This is a genomic window from Streptomyces sp. NBC_01264, assembly GCF_026340675.1.
Lineage (GTDB): Bacteria > Actinomycetota > Actinomycetes > Streptomycetales > Streptomycetaceae > Streptomyces.
Map to the genome: position 1 here is coordinate 6,623,089 of NZ_JAPEOX010000001.1, position 15,755 is coordinate 6,638,843.

At 71.2% G+C, this 15,755-nt stretch carries 17 protein-coding genes and 1 riboswitch; of the genes, 9 read left to right on the plus strand and 8 right to left on the minus strand.

Annotation, left to right across the window (positions count from 1 at the left end; translation table 11 throughout):
- Positions 1 to 192 precede the first annotated feature (192 nt).
- From OG435_RS31080 to OG435_RS31115, 8 genes are all read left to right on the plus strand, one after another.
- Positions 193 to 2,016, plus strand: a complete 1,824-nt coding sequence (locus OG435_RS31080; RefSeq protein WP_266881221.1) for a choice-of-anchor A family protein — start codon at positions 193 to 195, stop codon at positions 2,014 to 2,016.
- 26 nt (positions 2,017 to 2,042) lie between these two features.
- A complete protein-coding gene (locus OG435_RS31085) occupies positions 2,043 to 2,372 on the plus strand; it encodes a prealbumin-like fold domain-containing protein (protein ID WP_266882246.1) in 330 nt (109 codons plus the stop codon).
- Positions 2,373 to 2,507: 135 nt separating this feature from the next.
- Entirely contained in the window at positions 2,508 to 3,245 is a 738-nt protein-coding gene (locus OG435_RS31090) for a L,D-transpeptidase family protein (protein ID WP_266881222.1), read from the plus strand.
- A 113-nt stretch (positions 3,246 to 3,358) separates the two neighbouring features.
- Positions 3,359 to 4,600 (plus strand): L,D-transpeptidase, encoded by a 1,242-nt coding sequence (locus OG435_RS31095; protein WP_430625724.1) that lies wholly within the window; start codon positions 3,359 to 3,361, stop codon positions 4,598 to 4,600.
- 86 nt (positions 4,601 to 4,686) lie between these two features.
- Complete coding sequence (locus OG435_RS31100; RefSeq protein WP_266881223.1) at positions 4,687 to 5,454, plus strand: enoyl-CoA hydratase/isomerase family protein; 768 nt, start codon at positions 4,687 to 4,689, stop codon at positions 5,452 to 5,454.
- 247 nt (positions 5,455 to 5,701) lie between these two features.
- The gene (locus OG435_RS31105) at positions 5,702 to 6,205 is read left to right on the plus strand and encodes an ATP-binding protein (protein ID WP_266881224.1); all 504 of its coding nucleotides are present in this window, start codon (positions 5,702 to 5,704) and stop codon (positions 6,203 to 6,205) included.
- A 382-nt stretch (positions 6,206 to 6,587) separates the two neighbouring features.
- Positions 6,588 to 7,379, plus strand: a complete 792-nt coding sequence (locus tag OG435_RS31110; protein ID WP_266881225.1) for a polysaccharide deacetylase family protein — start codon at positions 6,588 to 6,590, stop codon at positions 7,377 to 7,379.
- Entirely contained in the window at positions 7,376 to 8,563 is a 1,188-nt protein-coding gene (locus OG435_RS31115) for a YncE family protein (protein WP_266881226.1), read from the plus strand. Before OG435_RS31110 ends, OG435_RS31115 begins: the two co-directional genes overlap by 4 nt.
- A gap of 89 nt (positions 8,564 to 8,652) precedes the next feature.
- On the opposite strand, the gene OG435_RS31120 is transcribed toward OG435_RS31115, so the two are convergent.
- Both OG435_RS31120 and OG435_RS31125 read right to left on the minus strand, forming a co-directional pair.
- Positions 8,653 to 9,906: a cytochrome P450 gene (locus OG435_RS31120; protein ID WP_266881227.1), complete on the minus strand. Its 1,254-nt coding sequence runs from the start codon at positions 9,904 to 9,906 to the stop codon at positions 8,653 to 8,655.
- A complete protein-coding gene (locus tag OG435_RS31125) occupies positions 9,887 to 10,636 on the minus strand; it encodes a tRNA-dependent cyclodipeptide synthase (RefSeq protein ID WP_266881228.1) in 750 nt (249 codons plus the stop codon). Before OG435_RS31125 ends, OG435_RS31120 begins: the two co-directional genes overlap by 20 nt.
- A gap of 254 nt (positions 10,637 to 10,890) precedes the next feature.
- Between OG435_RS31125 and OG435_RS31130 the strand changes: the two genes are divergently transcribed.
- Positions 10,891 to 11,103, plus strand: coding sequence for an EF-hand domain-containing protein (locus tag OG435_RS31130; RefSeq protein WP_243336380.1), 213 nt, complete (start codon positions 10,891 to 10,893; stop codon positions 11,101 to 11,103).
- 45 nt (positions 11,104 to 11,148) lie between these two features.
- Here OG435_RS31130 and OG435_RS31135 read toward each other — a convergent pair whose 3' ends face one another.
- From OG435_RS31135 to OG435_RS31160, 6 genes are read right to left on the minus strand one after another with little or no spacing between them, the layout of a single operon-like run.
- The gene (locus OG435_RS31135; protein WP_266881229.1) at positions 11,149 to 11,703 is read right to left on the minus strand and encodes a PadR family transcriptional regulator; all 555 of its coding nucleotides are present in this window, start codon (positions 11,701 to 11,703) and stop codon (positions 11,149 to 11,151) included.
- Positions 11,704 to 11,712: 9 nt separating this feature from the next.
- On the minus strand, positions 11,713 to 12,708 hold the full coding sequence (locus OG435_RS31140) for a WD40 repeat domain-containing protein (RefSeq protein WP_266881230.1): 996 nt from the start codon (positions 12,706 to 12,708) through the stop codon (positions 11,713 to 11,715).
- A gap of 15 nt (positions 12,709 to 12,723) precedes the next feature.
- Positions 12,724 to 13,557, minus strand: a complete 834-nt coding sequence (locus tag OG435_RS31145; RefSeq protein ID WP_266881231.1) for an energy-coupling factor ABC transporter ATP-binding protein — start codon at positions 13,555 to 13,557, stop codon at positions 12,724 to 12,726.
- Positions 13,554 to 14,303, minus strand: a complete 750-nt coding sequence (gene cbiQ, locus OG435_RS31150) for a cobalt ECF transporter T component CbiQ (protein WP_266881232.1) — start codon at positions 14,301 to 14,303, stop codon at positions 13,554 to 13,556. The genes OG435_RS31145 and cbiQ overlap by 4 nt, the downstream gene beginning before the upstream one ends.
- 3 nt (positions 14,304 to 14,306) lie before the next feature.
- Positions 14,307 to 14,636, minus strand: a complete 330-nt coding sequence (locus tag OG435_RS31155; protein ID WP_323187952.1) for an energy-coupling factor ABC transporter substrate-binding protein — start codon at positions 14,634 to 14,636, stop codon at positions 14,307 to 14,309.
- 8 nt (positions 14,637 to 14,644) lie between these two features.
- A complete protein-coding gene (locus tag OG435_RS31160) occupies positions 14,645 to 15,340 on the minus strand; it encodes an energy-coupling factor ABC transporter permease (RefSeq protein ID WP_266881234.1) in 696 nt (231 codons plus the stop codon).
- A 29-nt stretch (positions 15,341 to 15,369) separates the two neighbouring features.
- A riboswitch (cobalamin riboswitch) is annotated at positions 15,370 to 15,563 on the minus strand.
- Positions 15,564 to 15,755: the final 192 nt, after the last annotated feature.

The following is a 15,755-nucleotide window of genomic DNA, read 5'->3' on the forward strand; positions in this document are numbered from 1 at the left end:
GCGGTCCGCCGTCCGCCCTGCGCCGTCCGCCGTTTCCCGCACGTGCCGCCGCCCGCACCCGACACCCCAGTCGAGTGATTGTCGTACCGGAATGCCGCAGTGGGGGAGTGTCGGTCCGCCCGGCTCGCCGGGGCCCGCCGCCAGCCTGTACGGGCCTGCCCGCACGCGGCGGCGGGCAACGGACGGAGCGTCATGTCAGCAAGGAAGTGGACCCTCGGACCCCTGGGGCTCGCCCTCGGGGCCGTACTGGCCGCAGGCGCCCCGGCCGTCCTGGCGGCGCCGGCCGCGCCGGGCCCCGGCGGGCCGCAGCCGACGCCCGCCCGGCACACCGCCGCGGCCCTGCGGGCCCCGCTGCCCGGCGGGCTCGGTCCCTGCCTCGGGGCGGGGTGTCCGCCCGTGTTCCCGCCGATCGACGTCGGCACCGATCCCAACGGCTACGACGAGGCCGTCAACATCTTCGTCGGCGCCGACTTCCTGGTCCGCGAGCGCGCCGCCGAGGCCGAGGGCAAGGTCGTCGTCCTCGGCAGCTTCGACCAGAACAAGAACCTGGCGGCCACCGGCGGCGGGTACAACATCGGCATCGTCGGGGCGGGCTCGCTCGTGCGGCCCCCGGCAGGCTCGGACTTCCTCACCACCGGCCGCAACGTCACCATCGCCGCCCGGCAGCAGCTGATCTCGGACGGCGGCGTCGTCCGCCACGCGGGCACCGCCCCCGGGCCCGGCACCGTCACCGGCCCGCTGGTGGCCGACCCCGCCGCGATCACCCCCTACGCCGCCCTGCGCGACCAACTCACCTCGGCCAGCCGGTGCTACGCCCGGGTCGACGGCAGCCCGCGCCCGGCCACGGGCACCGCCGTCAACCAGGACGGCACCACCGTCTTCACCGGGGACAACACCTCCGCGCTCCAGGTCTTCAACGTGAACTTCGACCTGGTGAGCGCGCGCGACGGTGCCGTCGGCATCCGCTTCGACCGGATCCCGGCCGACGCCACCGTCCTGGTCAACGTCCTGGGCGCCAGCCGTACGATCAACACCTACAGCGGCGGCATCAACGACACCGGGCCGGGCGCGGACCCCTGGAACGGCTACCGCACCCGGCTCCTGTGGAACTTCCCCGACGCCACCGCCGTCCAACTGGCCGGCACCGGACAGTTCCAGGGCAGCGTGCTCGTCGGCGAGCAGGCCTCGCGCACCACCGTGACCCTGCCCGGCACCAACGGCCGCTTCTTCACCACCGGCGAGCTCGTCCACACCAGCACCGCGGGCGGCGGCCAGGAGCTCCACGCTTACCCGTTCGACGGGGACCTGCCCGACTGCGGGAACACGGCGCCGGTCACGGGCGCCGTCTCCCTCACCAAGCGGGACGACGCGGACAAACCGCTGGCCGGAGCCACGTACGAGCTGTGGCGGGAGACCAACGGCACCCCCGGAGCCCAGTTCACGAGCCCCGGCGGGGACACCAAGGCCGCCGACTGCGTGACCCCGGCGAGCGGCGTCTGCTCCCGCACCGTCCCGCTCGGTACGTACTACTGGCGCGAGACCCAGGCACCGGACGGCTACCGGCTCGAGGACAACCCCGTCGCCGAACTGACGCTGACCGAGCGGAACGCCACCGCGGGCGTGAGCGTGAGCGTGAGCAACGCGAAGCTCCCGGGCAGCGCCGAGGTGGTGCTGCGCAAGTCCGACGCGGCCGGCGGGGCCCTGCTGTCCGGCGCCCGCTTCGAGCTGTGGCGCGAGGCCAACGGCCGTAGGGGCCTGCAGACCGGCGGAACGGACCCCGACGCGCAGCTCGCCGGGTCCTGCACCACCGACGCGCAGGGCAGCTGCACGGTCCAGCTCCCCATCGGTGAGCTCTACTACTGGCGGGAGACGCAGGCACCGGCCGGCTACGACCTGCCGGCGGACCCGGTCACGCCCTTCGACCTCGACGAGGGACACGTGACGACGGGCCTCGTCGTCGGTTCACGGACGAGCGGACCGAGAAGCCCGACCACGAGGGCTCGATCGAGGTCCTGAAGAAGGACGCGAAGACGAAGCGCCCGCTGCGCGGGGCGGTCTTCGAGGTGTGGAAGGAGACCAACAGCACCCAGGGCCTCCAGACGCGCGGCATCAACCCCGACCGCAAGGTGACGGAGGGCTGCGCGACCGACCGGGACGGGGTCTGCACGTTCCCGGGCCTGGAGGAGGGCTGGTACTACGTGGTCGAGACGGCCGTCCCGGAGGGCTACGTCCTGCCGCGGAACCGGGTCAGGGGTCCGCTCCACCTGGAGGAGAGCACCCCGGACCACCTGCTGGTGATCACCCTGGAGAACAAGCGGGACGACCAGGGCAAGGGCGGCAAGGGCAAGGGCCCGAAGCGGCCCGCGGAGTAGCCCGCCCGGGTAGCCCGCCCGCGTAGCCCGCCCGGGTGGGCCGGTGACCCTGCCGGCCGACCCGCCGCGCCGGGGCCGGGCCGGTCCGGTTGGCTCGGAGCCGACGGCCCGGCCGGCGGGCCCGAGGAGGTCCGTATGCGCGCAAGGGACACGGCCGAGGCCGTAGGCGCGATCGGCAGGGCGGCCGCGACGGCCGCGATCCTCGCGGCGGCCGTACTCGTCCCGCCGCAGGCGGCAGCCGTGGCGGCTCCCTCCCCGACCCCCTCGGCCCCTGCCGAGGGGGCGTGCACCGCCGGGACCGGCCCCTACCAGCGCGAGCTGGAGGGCCACCTGCGCCGGACGGCCGACGGGAGGCAGGACGCCGGGGACTGCGAGGCGATCCGCACCTTCCAGCGGGCCAACGGGATCCGGCCCGCCGACGGCTACGCCGGGCTGGTCACCTACCGCACCATGGTCGCCGTCGCCGCCCGTGCGAACCCCAACGCCGGCGGCGGATGTCCGGTCCGTTCGCACCGGGTGACCTGCGTGGACCTGGAGCGCCAGCTCCTGTGGGTGCAGCGCGGCCGCACGGTGGTCCTCCCTCCCGTGCCCGTCCGCACCGGACGCGACGAGGAGGAGACCCGCCGCGGCTGGCACGAGGTCTACTGGCGCAGCGAGGGCCACGTGTCCACGCTCTACGACTCCCCGATGCCCTACGCCCAGTTCTTCGACGGGGGCCAGGCCCTGCACGGCCGCCCCGGCAACCTGTACGCCCACGGCGGCTCGGCCGGCTGCGTCAACCTCACCGTCCCCGACGCGCGGCGCCTGTGGGACCTGCTCACCGAGGGCGACGCCGTCTACGTCTGGGGCACCAAGCCCGGCACGGAGGACTGACTCCCGGCGCCCGCACCACTCTTGGGACGGAACGGTGACACGACCGTACTGTCTCGTGATCCCCCATGTGATTTCCTGGCGATTAAGCGCGCGACTGTCCGTGCGCGGGGGACATGGGGAGAACAAGAGTGAACCTGCAGCCGATACGCGGCCGCGCCCGCACCGGCCTGCCGGCCCTCCTGCTGGGCGCGGCCCTGCTGTTCACCAGCGCGTGCAGCGGTGGCGGAGACGCGGGCGGCAAGGGCGGGAGCGGTGGCGGAGACGGGGTGACCGGCACGACCGGGACCGAGGCGTCGAAGGCCGTCGTGAGCGTCAAGCCGGACGACGGGGCCAAGGAGGTCGCGACCAGCGGCATCCTCAAGATAACCAGCACCGGCGGCAAGCTCACCACGGTGACGGTCGCCGACACCAAGGGCAACGCGGTGGACGGCAAGCTCGCCGCGGACGGCGCGAGCTGGGAGCCCGTCCGCAACCTCGCCTCCGCCACCGAGTACAAGGTGCACGCGGTGGCCAAGGACGAGGCCGGCCGCGAGTCCGCGAAGGACACCACCTTCACGACCCTCACGCCCGCCAACACCTTCATCGGCCAGTACACCCCCGAGGACGGATCGACGGTCGGCGTGGGCATGCCGGTCTCGATCAACTTCTCCCGCGGCATCACCAACCCCGAGGCCGTCGAGAAGGCGATCACGGTGACGGCCGACCCCGCCGTCCCGGTCGAGGGCCACTGGTTCGGCAACGACCGCCTGGACTTCCGCCCCGAGAAGTACTGGGCCGCGGGCACCAAGGTCACCCTGAAGATGTCGCTCGACGGAGTTGAAGGCCGTCCGGGGGTCTACGGCAAGCAGACCCGTACGGTCACCTTCAAGGTCGGCCGCTCCCAGGTCACCACGGTCGACGCCGCCGAGCACCAGATGAGCGTGGTCCGCGACGGCGCGGAGATCAAGAACATCCCGATCACCGCCGGCGCCCCCGCGAACACCACGTACAACGGCCAGATGGTCATCAGCGAGAAGTACAAGGTGACCCGGATGAACGGCGCCACCGTCGGCTTCGGCGGGGAGTACGACATCTCCGACGTCCCGCACGCGATGCGGCTGACCACCTCCGGCACCTTCGTCCACGGCAACTACTGGGCCTCGTCCGGCACGTTCGGCTCCGAGAACGTCAGTCACGGCTGCGTGGGCCTGAAGGACGTCCGCGGCGCCGGTGACGGCAGCCAGCCCGCTGCCTGGTTCTTCAACGAGTCGATCATCGGTGACGTGGTCATCGTGAAGAACTCCAAGGACAAGACGGTCGCCCCCGACAACGGCCTCAACGGCTGGAACATGGACTGGGCGGAGTGGATCAAGTAATCCCGGCCGGTACGTAGTTCAGCGGGCCCGGTGCTGTGACCCACAGCACCGGGCCACTCGCCGTTAACCGGCGCTAACCTTCCCGTATGACCATCTCTCTCGAAGTCTCCGAAGGCGTCGGCGTCATCCGGCTGGACCGGCCGCCCATGAACGCCCTGGACATCGCCACCCAGGACCGGCTGCGCGAGCTCGCCGTCGAGGCGACCGACCGGGCGGACGTCCGTACGGTCGTCATCTACGGCGGCGAGAAGGTGTTCGCGGCCGGCGCGGACATCAAGGAGATGCAGACGATGGACCACGCGGCCATGGTCGCCCGGTCCCGCGGCCTGCAGGACGCCTTCACCGCCGTGGCCCGGATCCCCAAGCCCGTGGTCGCGGCCGTCACCGGCTACGCCCTGGGCGGCGGCTGCGAGCTGGCCCTGTGCGCGGACTACCGGATCGCCGGCGACAACGCGAAGCTCGGCCAGCCCGAGATCCTGCTCGGCCTGATCCCCGGCGCGGGCGGCACCCAGCGGCTGTCCCGGCTGATCGGCCCCTCCAAGGCCAAGGACCTCATCTTCACCGGCCGCATGGTCAAGGCCGACGAGGCGCTCGCCCTCGGCCTGGTGGACCGTGTCGTACCGGCCGCCGAGGTCTACGAGCAGGCGCACGCGTGGGCCGCGAAGCTCGCGCAGGGCCCGGCCCTCGCGCTGCGCGCCGCGAAGGAGTGCGTGGACGCGGGGCTGGAGACCGACATCGACACCGGGCTGACCATCGAACGGGGTTGGTTCGCGGGCCTGTTCGCCACCGAGGACCGCGAGCGCGGAATGCGCAGCTTCGTCGAGGAGGGGCCCGGGAAGGCGAAGTTCTCGTAGGTCCTGCAGATCGCGCCGATCCTCCCTGCGGGTGGATTAGCCAGGCCTTAAGGCAGCCTTAAGGTGAGCTGGTGATCCACTCTGGGTGATCGCCGTTGCGCGGTGCGTCACCGCAGGTCAGAGGCGCGCAACCGGCTCCGGGTTGCCGATCGCATATGCCAGGACGACCCCTCGGGATCCACGCTCCCGAGGGGTCTTTTCCTGCGGAACGGCCCGAACGGCCTGGGTGGCCCTCCATGATGGGTGCATGGCGGGTCTGGAGGGTGTGGAACAGCCGCGGCAGCGCAGTAGCGCTTCCGTCGTACGGCTCACGGCGGCCCTGGAGGATGAACTGGGCCTCAAGGCACTGGAGTTGTACGGGAATCCGGCCGAGGCGGAAGTGACGCTGCCGTCGATGCCCGAGTCGGCGAGCACCGCCCGCCGGCTCACGCAGTGCGTGGTCGTACGCCTGTGGGGGCTCTCGCCGCAGATCGCCGAGCACACGGTCCTGCTGGTCTCGGAGCTCGTGGGCAACGCCGTCCGGCACACCGGGGCCCGTTCCTTCGGTCTGCACATGGTCAGGCGGCGCGGCTGGATCCGGGTCGAGGTGCGCGACCCCTCGCGCGGGCTGCCCTGTCTGATGCCGGTGCACGAGATGGACACCACCGGGCGGGGGCTGTTCCTCGTCGACAAGCTCTCGGACCGCTGGGGCGCGGACCTGCTGCCGCGCGGAAAGATCACCTGGTTCGAGATGCGGGTGGCGGACCGCTAGGAGCCCCCTGGAACGCCAGAAACCCCCTGTCGCCGTTGTGGGGCGCTGCGGGGGTTTCATGGGTGTGCCGAGGATCGAAGGGGGTGTGATCCTCGGCAAGGACTTCGCTCGGGTCAACGGGAAGCCGTGGTTCCGACTATGGCAGACGAGGGACCAAATGCCAAAAGTCCCAAGTTGGACATAAGTGTGCATATCCTAAGACTTTCTACCTAAATCTTAGGTGAGATGGGCCACGGGCCTCATAATCATTGAATAAGCATCGACCGCTCTGAGTGAATCGTTGATCACATAGCGGACGGTTGCCGTCTGGTACCGGCTCGGCCGAAGGTCCTGAATTGGGTCACTCCCTACCTACCCGGGCATCCACCCCTTAAATGGGCGGGTGCTCTGCTACCCGGACCGCCGATCCGCTCTCCGTGCCGGCGCGGCGGTCGCCGCCGGTGCCCTCGCCGCGGCCTGTAGTGCCCCCGCCGGCCCCGCGGCCCCGGCGAAGGCCGCCCCGGACAGACCGGCGGCCCCGGCCAAGGCGGCCCCGGCGAAGGCGGCGCCCGCCCCGCGCCGGTTCGCCGGCCAGCCCGTCGAGATCGCGCACGGTCCCCGCGGCGGGTCCGGCGTCGCGCTCACCTTCCACGGCAACGGCGACCCCGCCATCGCCAAGGCGGTGCTCGCCGAGGCGGAGCGGGCGGGCGCGCGGGTGACCGTACTGGCCATCGGCGCCTGGCTCGACGCCCACCCGGAGATGGCCCGCCGGATCCTGGACGGCGGCCACGAGCTCGGCAACCACACCCAGCGCCACCTCGCGATCAACACCATGCCCGAGGAGCAGGCGTACGCCGAGATCACCGGCTGCGCCGACCGGCTCAAACGGCTGACCGGGTCCATCGGCACCTGGTTCCGCCCGTCGCAGACCCAGTACGCCACCCCCCTGGTGCGAAAACTGGCCCAGCGGGCGGGCTACCCGCACGTCCTCTCGTACGACGTGGACTCCCTCGACTTCACCTCGCCCGGTGCCGCGGCCGTCATCCGCACCGTCATCGGCCCGATCCAAGGCGGATCGGTGGTGAGCCTGCACTTCGGCTACGCGGACACGGTCGACGCGATGCCACCCCTCCTCGAAGAACTCGCACGCCGCAAACTGCGCGCGGTGACCACCACGGAGCTGCTGACCCCATGACGACCACTCGCCTTCCCCGGAAGGCCACCGCATTGCTGGCCGGACTGGTCCTCGCCGCCCTGACCGGCTGCGGAGCGGCCGACAAGGGACCTGCCGAGGCCCTCGGCACGAAGGGGCCGGCCGCGCCCGTCAAGGCCGTACCGGCCGCACCGCCGGGGCTCGCCGGCATGCCGCCGCTCCTCGATCCGAACGACGTCTACGCGGCCGACCGGCCGAACAAGCTCTCCCCGGTGGTCAAGGACTTCCCGTCCCGCGTCTACGTGCCGAACACCAACTCCAACACGGTGTCCGTCATCGACCCGGTGACGTACAAGGTCATCGACACCATCCCCGTCGGGATCCAGCCCCAGCACGTGGTCCCCTCCTGGGACATGAAGACCCTCTGGGTCAACAACAACCGGGGCCACACGCTCACCCCGATCAACCCGGCCACCGGCGAGGCCGGCAATCCGGTGGAGGTGCACGACCCGTACAACCTGTACTTCACGCCCAACGGCAAGTACGCGGTGGTCATGGCCTCCATGGACAAGGAGCTGGTCTTCCGCGATCCGCACACGATGGACCGCGTGAAGACCGTCCCCGTGACCTGCTTCGGCGTCAATCACGCGGACTTCTCCGCGGACGGCCGCTACTTCATCGTGAGCTGCGAGTTCTCCGGTGAACTGCTCAAGGTCGACACCGAGAAGATGGAGGTCGTCGGCCAGCAGAAACTCCCCTTCGAGGGCGCGATGCCGCAGGACGTGAAGGTCTCGCCGGACGGAAAGACCTTCTACGTCGCGGACATGATGGCGCACGGCATGTGGGTGCTCAGCGGCGACAAGTTCGAGACCCCCAAGCTACTGCCCACCGGAAAGGGCTGCCACGGACTGTACGTCAGCCGCGACTCCAAGGAGATGTACGTCTCCAACCGCGGCGAGGGATCCGTCTCCGTCTTCGACTTCACGCAGAACAAGCTGACCAAGAAGTGGGAGCTGCCCGACGGCGGCAGCCCCGACATGGGCGGCGTCTCCGCCGACGGCAAGGTGCTGTGGCTCTCGGGCCGCTACAACTCCGAGGTCTACGCCATCGACACCACCACCGGCAAGCAGCTCGCCAAGATCCCGGTGGGCGGCGGACCTCACGGCCTGGCCGTCTACCCCCAGCCCGGCCGCTACTCCCTCGGCCACACCGGCATCTTCCGGTAGACCGCCGGCGTGCGCGTACGTACGACGCGGGCGTGCCCCGGGAGCTCGCACAGCTCCCGGGGCACTCTCACCTGCTCACCGACGCCTCCTCACCAGGCGACGGGGAGCCGCTCGGGAAGCCGCTTGATGAAGCCGGTGCGCCACACGAGGTTCTCCGCAGGCACCGCGAGACGCAGCTCGGGCAGCCGCTCGACCAGCACCTCCAGCGCGATCTCGGCGTGCGCCCGGCCCAGTGCGGAAGCCGGGCAGAAGTGTCGGCCGGCGCCGAAGGCGAGGTGGGCGTTGGAGCTCTCGCGCCCCAGGTCCAGCTCGCCGGGGTTCTCGAAGGCCTCGGGGTCGAAGTTGGCCCCCTCCAGCAGGACGAGCACCAGCTCGCCCTCCTCGACCAGCACGTCCCCGACCTGGATGTCCGCCATCGCGATGCGCGGCAGGCCGTCGCCCACGGACAGGTTCCAGCGGAGCAGCTCGTCCACGGCCTTGCCCATGCGCTCCGGATGCTTGCGCAGGTACCCGATGAGCTCGGGCTTCTGGAGCAGCGCCAGGACCGCCAGGGTCAGGAACGCGGAGGTGGAGACGGCTCCGGCCCCGAAGAGCGACACGGCGACGGTGGCGAACATGTCGTCGGTCAGGTGCGCCGACTCCGGGTCCGCCTCCTTCAGCTCGGCGAACTTGCCGAGGAGCCCCGTACGCTCCTCGGCAGGCAGCGCCAGCTGCGCCTTCAACTGCTCCTCGAAGTAGCCGACGTCCTTGTACCAGTTGAGCGCGGAGTCGGCGAACGGCTCGCGCGCGGTCATGAACGCGACGTCCAGCCCCGACATCAGCCGGCGCCAGTCCTCGAACGGCACGCCCAGCACCTGGCAGTGCATGGCCGCCGAGAAGGGATCGGCGAAGCCGGCCCGCAGGTCGGCGGGCCCGCCCTCGGCGACGAGCTGGTCGATGAGCTCGCCGGCCGCCCGGCGCAGCCGGTCCTGAAGGCCCTTCTGGCGGGGGTTGAGCGCCTTCATGACCGCGTTGCGCAGTCCGGCGCTGTTGATGTTGCCCATGTTGTTGACGACCTCGGGCGGGATCGTCAGCGCGTACTGGCGCGGGACGCCGGCATTGGCCGTGTCCTTGAGGCTGAAGCGCTCGTCCTCCAGCACCTGCTTGGCCAGCGCGTAGCTGCTCACCAGCCAGGCCGGATCCCCGGTGAGGGTGCGGACCTTCGCGACGGGCGCCTTCTCGCGCAGCCAGGTGCACTCCTCGGGGAGCACGTCACCGCGCCGGGACAGCGGGAAGTCGATGAGGGGCTCGGTGGTCTGTCCGTCCCCCTGAGCGGAATGGGCCTCAAGCTGCTCGACGCTCATCGACGGTCCCTTCGGTCGGTGCGGTGTGCGCGTTTTCGGCCGCCTCGGGGCGAACCACGGCGTATGCCTGGTTCCTCGTCGCGCGCAGTCCCCCACCGCGCGCGAAGAGGACATCGGTCATCGGCATCTTGACGTGGTAGGCCGCCACGGAGGACGGCACGTCGAGAATGCTCGGGGTGTCGATGAAGAACGGCAGCTCGGCTGCCATGTAATCGAAACACACCTGCAACTGTGCGTCGGTGATGGATTCACCTTCCGGCAACTTCGAACCCACAAAGTGCAGGGCCATTTCCTCGCAGCCCTTGCGGAATTCGTCGTCGGTCTCCAGGAAATGGAGTACGCGTCGGTGCAGAAGTTGGTAGACGGAGTTCGTCCGGAACTCCGACAGTGCTCTCACTCGGATCTCGGCATTCGGAGGTCCTGATTCCTCCACGCCCTTGAGAATCCTTCGCCGGACTGCCTTGATTTCCTTCGTCGCACGCTTCTCCGCGTGTTCCCGGGTGTAGCCGAAGGCGGCGAACATCCCGTCCACGTGGAGGTCTGCGTAGACGAAGTCGACCTGTGCGAAGCGGGTCGTGGCCCATCGGGTGAGGCTGGATATGCGCTCGGAGGTGAAGTAGCTGTTTCCGGGACTCACTCCGATGAGCACATGGTCGCCGTCTTCCCAGATGTGGTGGCAAGTGCGGGTGAAGGGCAGAACTTCGAATGATGCGTCAGCTGTGATCGTCACCTGTGTGATCGCCCTTGTTGCCGCTTGTCCCTGGGGGCCCTGCGCTCCCGGTGTGGCGGCAATGTCGCTACGTTATGCGGTGGTCCCGGAGCGTGACAAGTAGGGGCTTGAATTGTTGGCTGGAATTATCGCTTCCGCACTACGGAAGAGTAATTGAATTTCTATCTGCCGCTCGAACGGGACCCGGGGCGTGAGGGGGGCGGGCCTGCCGCTACCCTGAGCCGGTCAACAAGCACCAAGAAGGGGTGGACCCAGTGGCGGACATCGAGAGCGCACGGACGACGTTCGGCAAGTTCGACGTGAACGGTGACGGCTTCGTGACGGCGGACGAGTTCCGTTCGGCGATGGCGGAGATGGGCGACCCGTTCGTCACCGGCCCGGTCGCGGAGGCCGTGATCGCCGCCAAGGACTCGAACGACGACGGCCTGCTGAGCTTCGACGAGTTCTGGGCCTCCCTGAACAAGTAAGCCCCCGCGCCGCCCCCGGCCCCCGCCGGGCCGGGGGTGCGCGCGTCAGGCCTGCCGCGGCCCGCCGGCCATGCCCTCCACCTCGGCGAGGGCCTCCTCCAGCCAGCGCAGCCAGAAGGTCTCCAACCCGGTTCCCGCGTGCAGCACGACACGCCGCAGCCGGTCCTCGTCGGAATCCCGGCCGACCGGGAAATCCTTCTCCTCGATGCCCTCGTACACGGCCAACTGGGCCCGGTGCAGCTCCAGATGCCGCCGCAGTTCGGCGCCCAGCCCCTGCGGCCCGACCACCGCGGCCGCTCGGATCCGCAGCAGCAGCGGATCCCGCACCGGCTTGGGATCCTGACGCTCCCCGACCCACCGCGCCAGCTCCCCGCTCCCGGCGGGCAGCACCTCGTACTCCTTCTTCTGCCCCCGTACGGGCCCCTCGCTGGGCAGCGCCCGGATCAGCCCTGCCTCCTCCAGCCGGCCGAGCTCCCGGTAGATCTGCTGGTGCGTCGCGGACCAGAAGTACCCGATCGACTTGTCGAACCGCCGGGTCAGCTCCAGCCCCGACGAGGGCTTCTCGAGCAGGGCGGTGAGGATGGCGTGCGGGAGCGACATGCGGCCATCCTAGGTTTGCGGCAGATCGAGCACGCGGATCCCGCCCTCCTGGGCGACGGCCAGGCGGATCCCGTCGGGGTGCAGGGCCACGACCGGGGTCGGGACATGGGGGACCCCGTACGATCCCACCCGGTGCGACACCGGGACCTCGGGCCACTCGGCCAGGACGGAGCCCGTACGGGCATCCACGAGGCGGGGGTGCCCGCAGAGGCTGACCACCCGGTCCCCGCCGCAGGCGAGCAGGGTCCCCGCGGTGAACCCGAGCGGGCTCCGGTGCAGCCACCGCTCCTCGGCGGCGGACCACACGCCGATCTCCTGCGGGCCGAGGGCCGCCGGTTGCTCGCCGCCCTCGTCGTGGAGCACCACCTCGCCGGTGGCAACGGCGACGCGATCCCCGTCCAGCCAGCAGGCGGCGACGACCTCGCCGCCCTGCCCGTCCGGCTGGGACACCCGTCCCCGGCAGTCGAGTTCGGCGGCGCCGGCCACCGCCGCGGCCAGGTCGAAGACCTGCAGCGCGCCGAACGGATACCACTCCCACCCCGCGGACAGCAGCCGCCGCCCGTCCGGGCTCACCGCGAGCCGGGAGTGGAAGATGTCCTCCGGGTACCGGGCGGCGGGGGTCAGCCGTTCGCCCGTGGCCGCGTCCTCGGTCACGGGGGTGTCGTACGCGTCCGGGCAGTGCACCAGCACCTCACGGCCGTCCGGCAGCGCGCCGAGCGCGACCGGGTAGTCGTACTCCTCCGCGTGGTAGAAGCTCCGGTCCAGCTCGCGGATGATCTCCACACCTTCGAGGAGGAGGGCCTTGGTGCCGCGCTCCTCGTAGATCACCGTCCAGCGCCCCGAGGGCGAGCGCACCGCGTGGTCGAACCGGTAGGAGAGCACGGGGCGGAAGTCGTGTTCGCGTCCGTCCGGCGCCCAGCGGCGGAAGCCGCCGAGCGGGTCGACCAGGTCCTCGCCCTCCCAGAAGAGGGACTTCGGCTCCGAGGTTGCCTTCAGCGTCTTCATGGACGCGCAACCTACCTACCGCCAGGCGGCCAGCGCCTCCGGGTTTCGGGGGCCGGGGGCGTCCGCCGCCAGCAGTCCGTGGGCCCGCAATAGCGCGGCCACCGCCGGGGACCAGGCCGGGCGCAGCCCCGCCGAGGTGAGCAGGTCCGGGTCGGACAGGAGCGCCTCGGCCGGGCCGAAGCGGATGCCGGACGGGGTCAGGACCGCCGCGTCGTCGGCCCAGCGGACCGCCAGGTCCACGTCGTGGGTGGCCATCACCACCGTCGTGCCGGCGGCGCGCAGGCCCGCGAGGACGTCGAGGAGCCGCTCCTGGCCGTCCGGGTCCAGTCCGGCCGTCGGCTCGTCCAGGATCAGCACCCGCGGGGCCATCGCCACCGCCCCCGCGATCGCCGAGCGCTTGCGCTGGCCGTAGGAGAGCAGGTGGGTGGGGCGGTCGCGGAGCGCGGTGATGTCCAGGGCGGCCAGCGCCGCGTCCACGCGGGCGCGGACCTCCTCCGTGCGCAGGCCCAGGTTCATCGGGCCGAAGGACACGTCCTGTTCGACCGAGGCCGCGAACAGCTGGTCGTCGGGGTCCTGCACCACGAGCTGGACGGACGTGCGCAGCCGGGTCAGGCCGGCCCGGTCGTACGGGACCTGCGTGCCGTCGAGCCGCAGCGAGCCCGAGCCGGGCCGCAGGCCGCCGCTCAGCAGCCGCATCAGCGTGGTCTTGCCGCTGCCGTTGCGGCCCAGCAGGGCCAGCGCCCGGCCCGCCGCGATGGCGAAGTCGACGCCGGTCAGCACCTCGGGGCCGTCCTCGTAGGCGTAGCCCGCGCCGGACAGTTCCACCACCGGCTTCGGCGACGGGTTCACAGGAACATCTCCTTCAGGGTGAGGGTCAGGGTGATCAGGGCCGCCAGCAGCGCGGCGGTGGCCGTCAGGAAGCGCCACGACAGGGTCGCCTCCGGTACGAGGACCCGCAGCGCGCCGTCGTAGCCGCGTCCGGCCAGTCCCGCCTGGAGCTTGGCCGCGCGGTCGAAGGCCCGTACGAAGGAGGTGGCGGCGAGCCCGGCCAGGGAACGCCAGACCGCCGCCCGGCCGGTGTGCCCGAGCCGGGCCGCCTGGGCCCGGCGCACCTGGGCCATGGAGTCGAGCAGCAGGAAGCCGATCCGGTACATGACCAGGGCCACGTCCACCACCGGGGCCGGCACCCCGGCCCGGACCAGCCGGGGCAGTACGTCGGAGACCGGGGTGGTGAACGCGAACAGCAGCAGTCCGAGCGAGGCGGCCGAGGTGCGAAGCAGCAGTTCGGCAGCGAGCCGGGGGCCGTCGGGGGCCAGGGAGACCGGCCCCGCCGGGCCGCCGACCGCGAACAGCAGCGGCAGCGCCCCGGTGAAGCAGAAGCCGAGCGGGATCCGGAAGGCCCGCCAGAGCTGCCGGCCGGCCACCCCGGCCGGGCCGAGCAGCACGGCGAGGGTGGCGGCGGCCACCAGCGGCCCGCCCGGCCAGGGCGGCAGGCACACGGCGGTGACCGTCAGCCCGATCCCGAGCAGGGCCTTCTCCAGCGGGTGCCGGCCGCGCCAGCGACTGCTGTGCGCGGCCACGTCGATCGGCAGCACCGCCTAGGCCTCCGGGGCGGTGGCGGCAGTGGCGGCGGCCGCTCCCTGGCGGCGGCCCTTGCGGACGCCGAAGTAGTACGCGAGCACGCCCGCGCCCAGTGCCGCCTGCAGGGCGAACAGTGCGGACTCGATCTCGCCCGACGGGGGCTCGTACAGCGGGGAGAACCAGGGCTCGTAGTCCGGCTTCAGCTCGGTGATCGCCGTCTCGGCCTGCGCGTCGGCGCCGGCGAAGGGCTCCTCCTTGTGGTCGCCCATCCCCAGCGCGACCGGCAGCACGGCCAGCGCCGCCACCAGGAGCAGCAGCAGGCCGTTGATCTTCGTGTTCCGGGACATTCCGCTCATCAGGCCGCCGCCTTCTCTCCGGTACGGGTGGCGGTCAGCTTCGCGACGCCGAGGCGGACCAGGTCCGACTTGCTCGACGCCATCAGCAGCCGCATCACCAGGACGGTCAGCAGCCCCTCGCTCACGGCCAGCGGGATCTGCGTGACCGCGAAGATCCCCCCGAACTTCGCGAGGGAGCCGACGAACCCGGAGGCAGGGTCCGGGAAGGCCAGGGCGAGCTGCACGCTGGTGACGCAGTAGGTGACCAGGTCGGCGAAGAAGGCGCCGAAGAACACGGTGACCATCAGCGGGAGGTCGAACTTCCGCAGCAGCCGGTAGACGGCGTAGCCCGCCCAGGGGCCGGCGATGGCCATCGAGAAGACGTTGGCGCCGAGGGTGGTGAGCCCGCCGTGCGCCAGCAGCAGGGCCTGGAACAGCAGGGTGATCGTGCCCAGCACCGCCATGATCGGCGGCCGGAACAGGATCGCCCCGAGCCCGGTGCCCGTGGGGTGTGAGCAACTGCCCGTCACCGAAGGGATCTTCAGTGCGGACAGGACGAAGGTGAAGGCGCCGGACGCTCCGAGCAGCAGGGTGCTCTCCGGGTTGGACTTCACCTCGCGGGTGAGCGCGCGGACGCCGTGGACGACGAAGGGGGCGGACGCGGCGCCCCAGGCGACCGCGTGCAAAGGGGGCAGGAACCCCTCGGCTATATGCATGAGTAGGGAGACCTCTCCAGCACCTCGTGGATGGACAACGCGCCCCGGCCGGTCTCCTGGCTCACGGGTTGACGTCCATGCTCCGCCTTCCCGGGCAGCGCGGAACCTCCCGCGCAGCCCAGTGGCTTTCCCGCAGGAGTGGAGCCGGACTTCCCGATCACAGTGGCGAGGGCCGCACCGGTTTCCCACCGGTTTCCCGAACACCAAGGCCCGCTGACCCTAGTCGGACGCACGGACCGGTAACAACCCGCCCCAATCGCGCCGACCTCCGTCCGGATTCCGCTTCGTGGTGACGCTCCGTGACCGAGCTCGCGGTGTCGTCGCCAAGGGTGGTGACCGGAGGGGGAGTTCCGCATTTCGGAGACCGCCGGTGACCGGGCGATCCGCCGCACCCGGCCGTTCCGTACGGTCGCTG

Excerpts from the sequence above, each read along its gene's own strand:
- OG435_RS31080 (WP_266881221.1), top strand. The coding sequence starts at position 193 with ATGTCAGCAAGGAAGTGGACCCTCGGACCCCTGGGGCTCGCCCTCGGG.
- OG435_RS31090 (WP_266881222.1), top strand. The coding sequence starts at position 2,508 with ATGCGCGCAAGGGACACGGCCGAGGCCGTAGGCGCGATCGGCAGGGCG.
- OG435_RS31100 (WP_266881223.1), top strand. The coding sequence starts at position 4,687 with ATGACCATCTCTCTCGAAGTCTCCGAAGGCGTCGGCGTCATCCGGCTG.
- OG435_RS31135 (WP_266881229.1), bottom strand. The coding sequence starts at position 11,703 with ATGTCGCTCCCGCACGCCATCCTCACCGCCCTGCTCGAGAAGCCCTCG.
- OG435_RS31115 (WP_266881226.1), top strand. The coding sequence starts at position 7,376 with ATGACGACCACTCGCCTTCCCCGGAAGGCCACCGCATTGCTGGCCGGA.
- OG435_RS31160 (WP_266881234.1), bottom strand. The coding sequence starts at position 15,340 with ATGCATATAGCCGAGGGGTTCCTGCCCCCTTTGCACGCGGTCGCCTGG.
- OG435_RS31105 (WP_266881224.1), top strand. The coding sequence starts at position 5,702 with ATGGCGGGTCTGGAGGGTGTGGAACAGCCGCGGCAGCGCAGTAGCGCT.
- OG435_RS31095 (WP_430625724.1), top strand. The coding sequence starts at position 3,359 with ATGGGGAGAACAAGAGTGAACCTGCAGCCGATACGCGGCCGCGCCCGC.
- OG435_RS31155 (WP_323187952.1), bottom strand. The coding sequence starts at position 14,636 with ATGTCCCGGAACACGAAGATCAACGGCCTGCTGCTGCTCCTGGTGGCG.
- OG435_RS31140 (WP_266881230.1), bottom strand. The coding sequence starts at position 12,708 with ATGAAGACGCTGAAGGCAACCTCGGAGCCGAAGTCCCTCTTCTGGGAG.
- OG435_RS31120 (WP_266881227.1), bottom strand. The coding sequence starts at position 9,906 with ATGAGCGTCGAGCAGCTTGAGGCCCATTCCGCTCAGGGGGACGGACAG.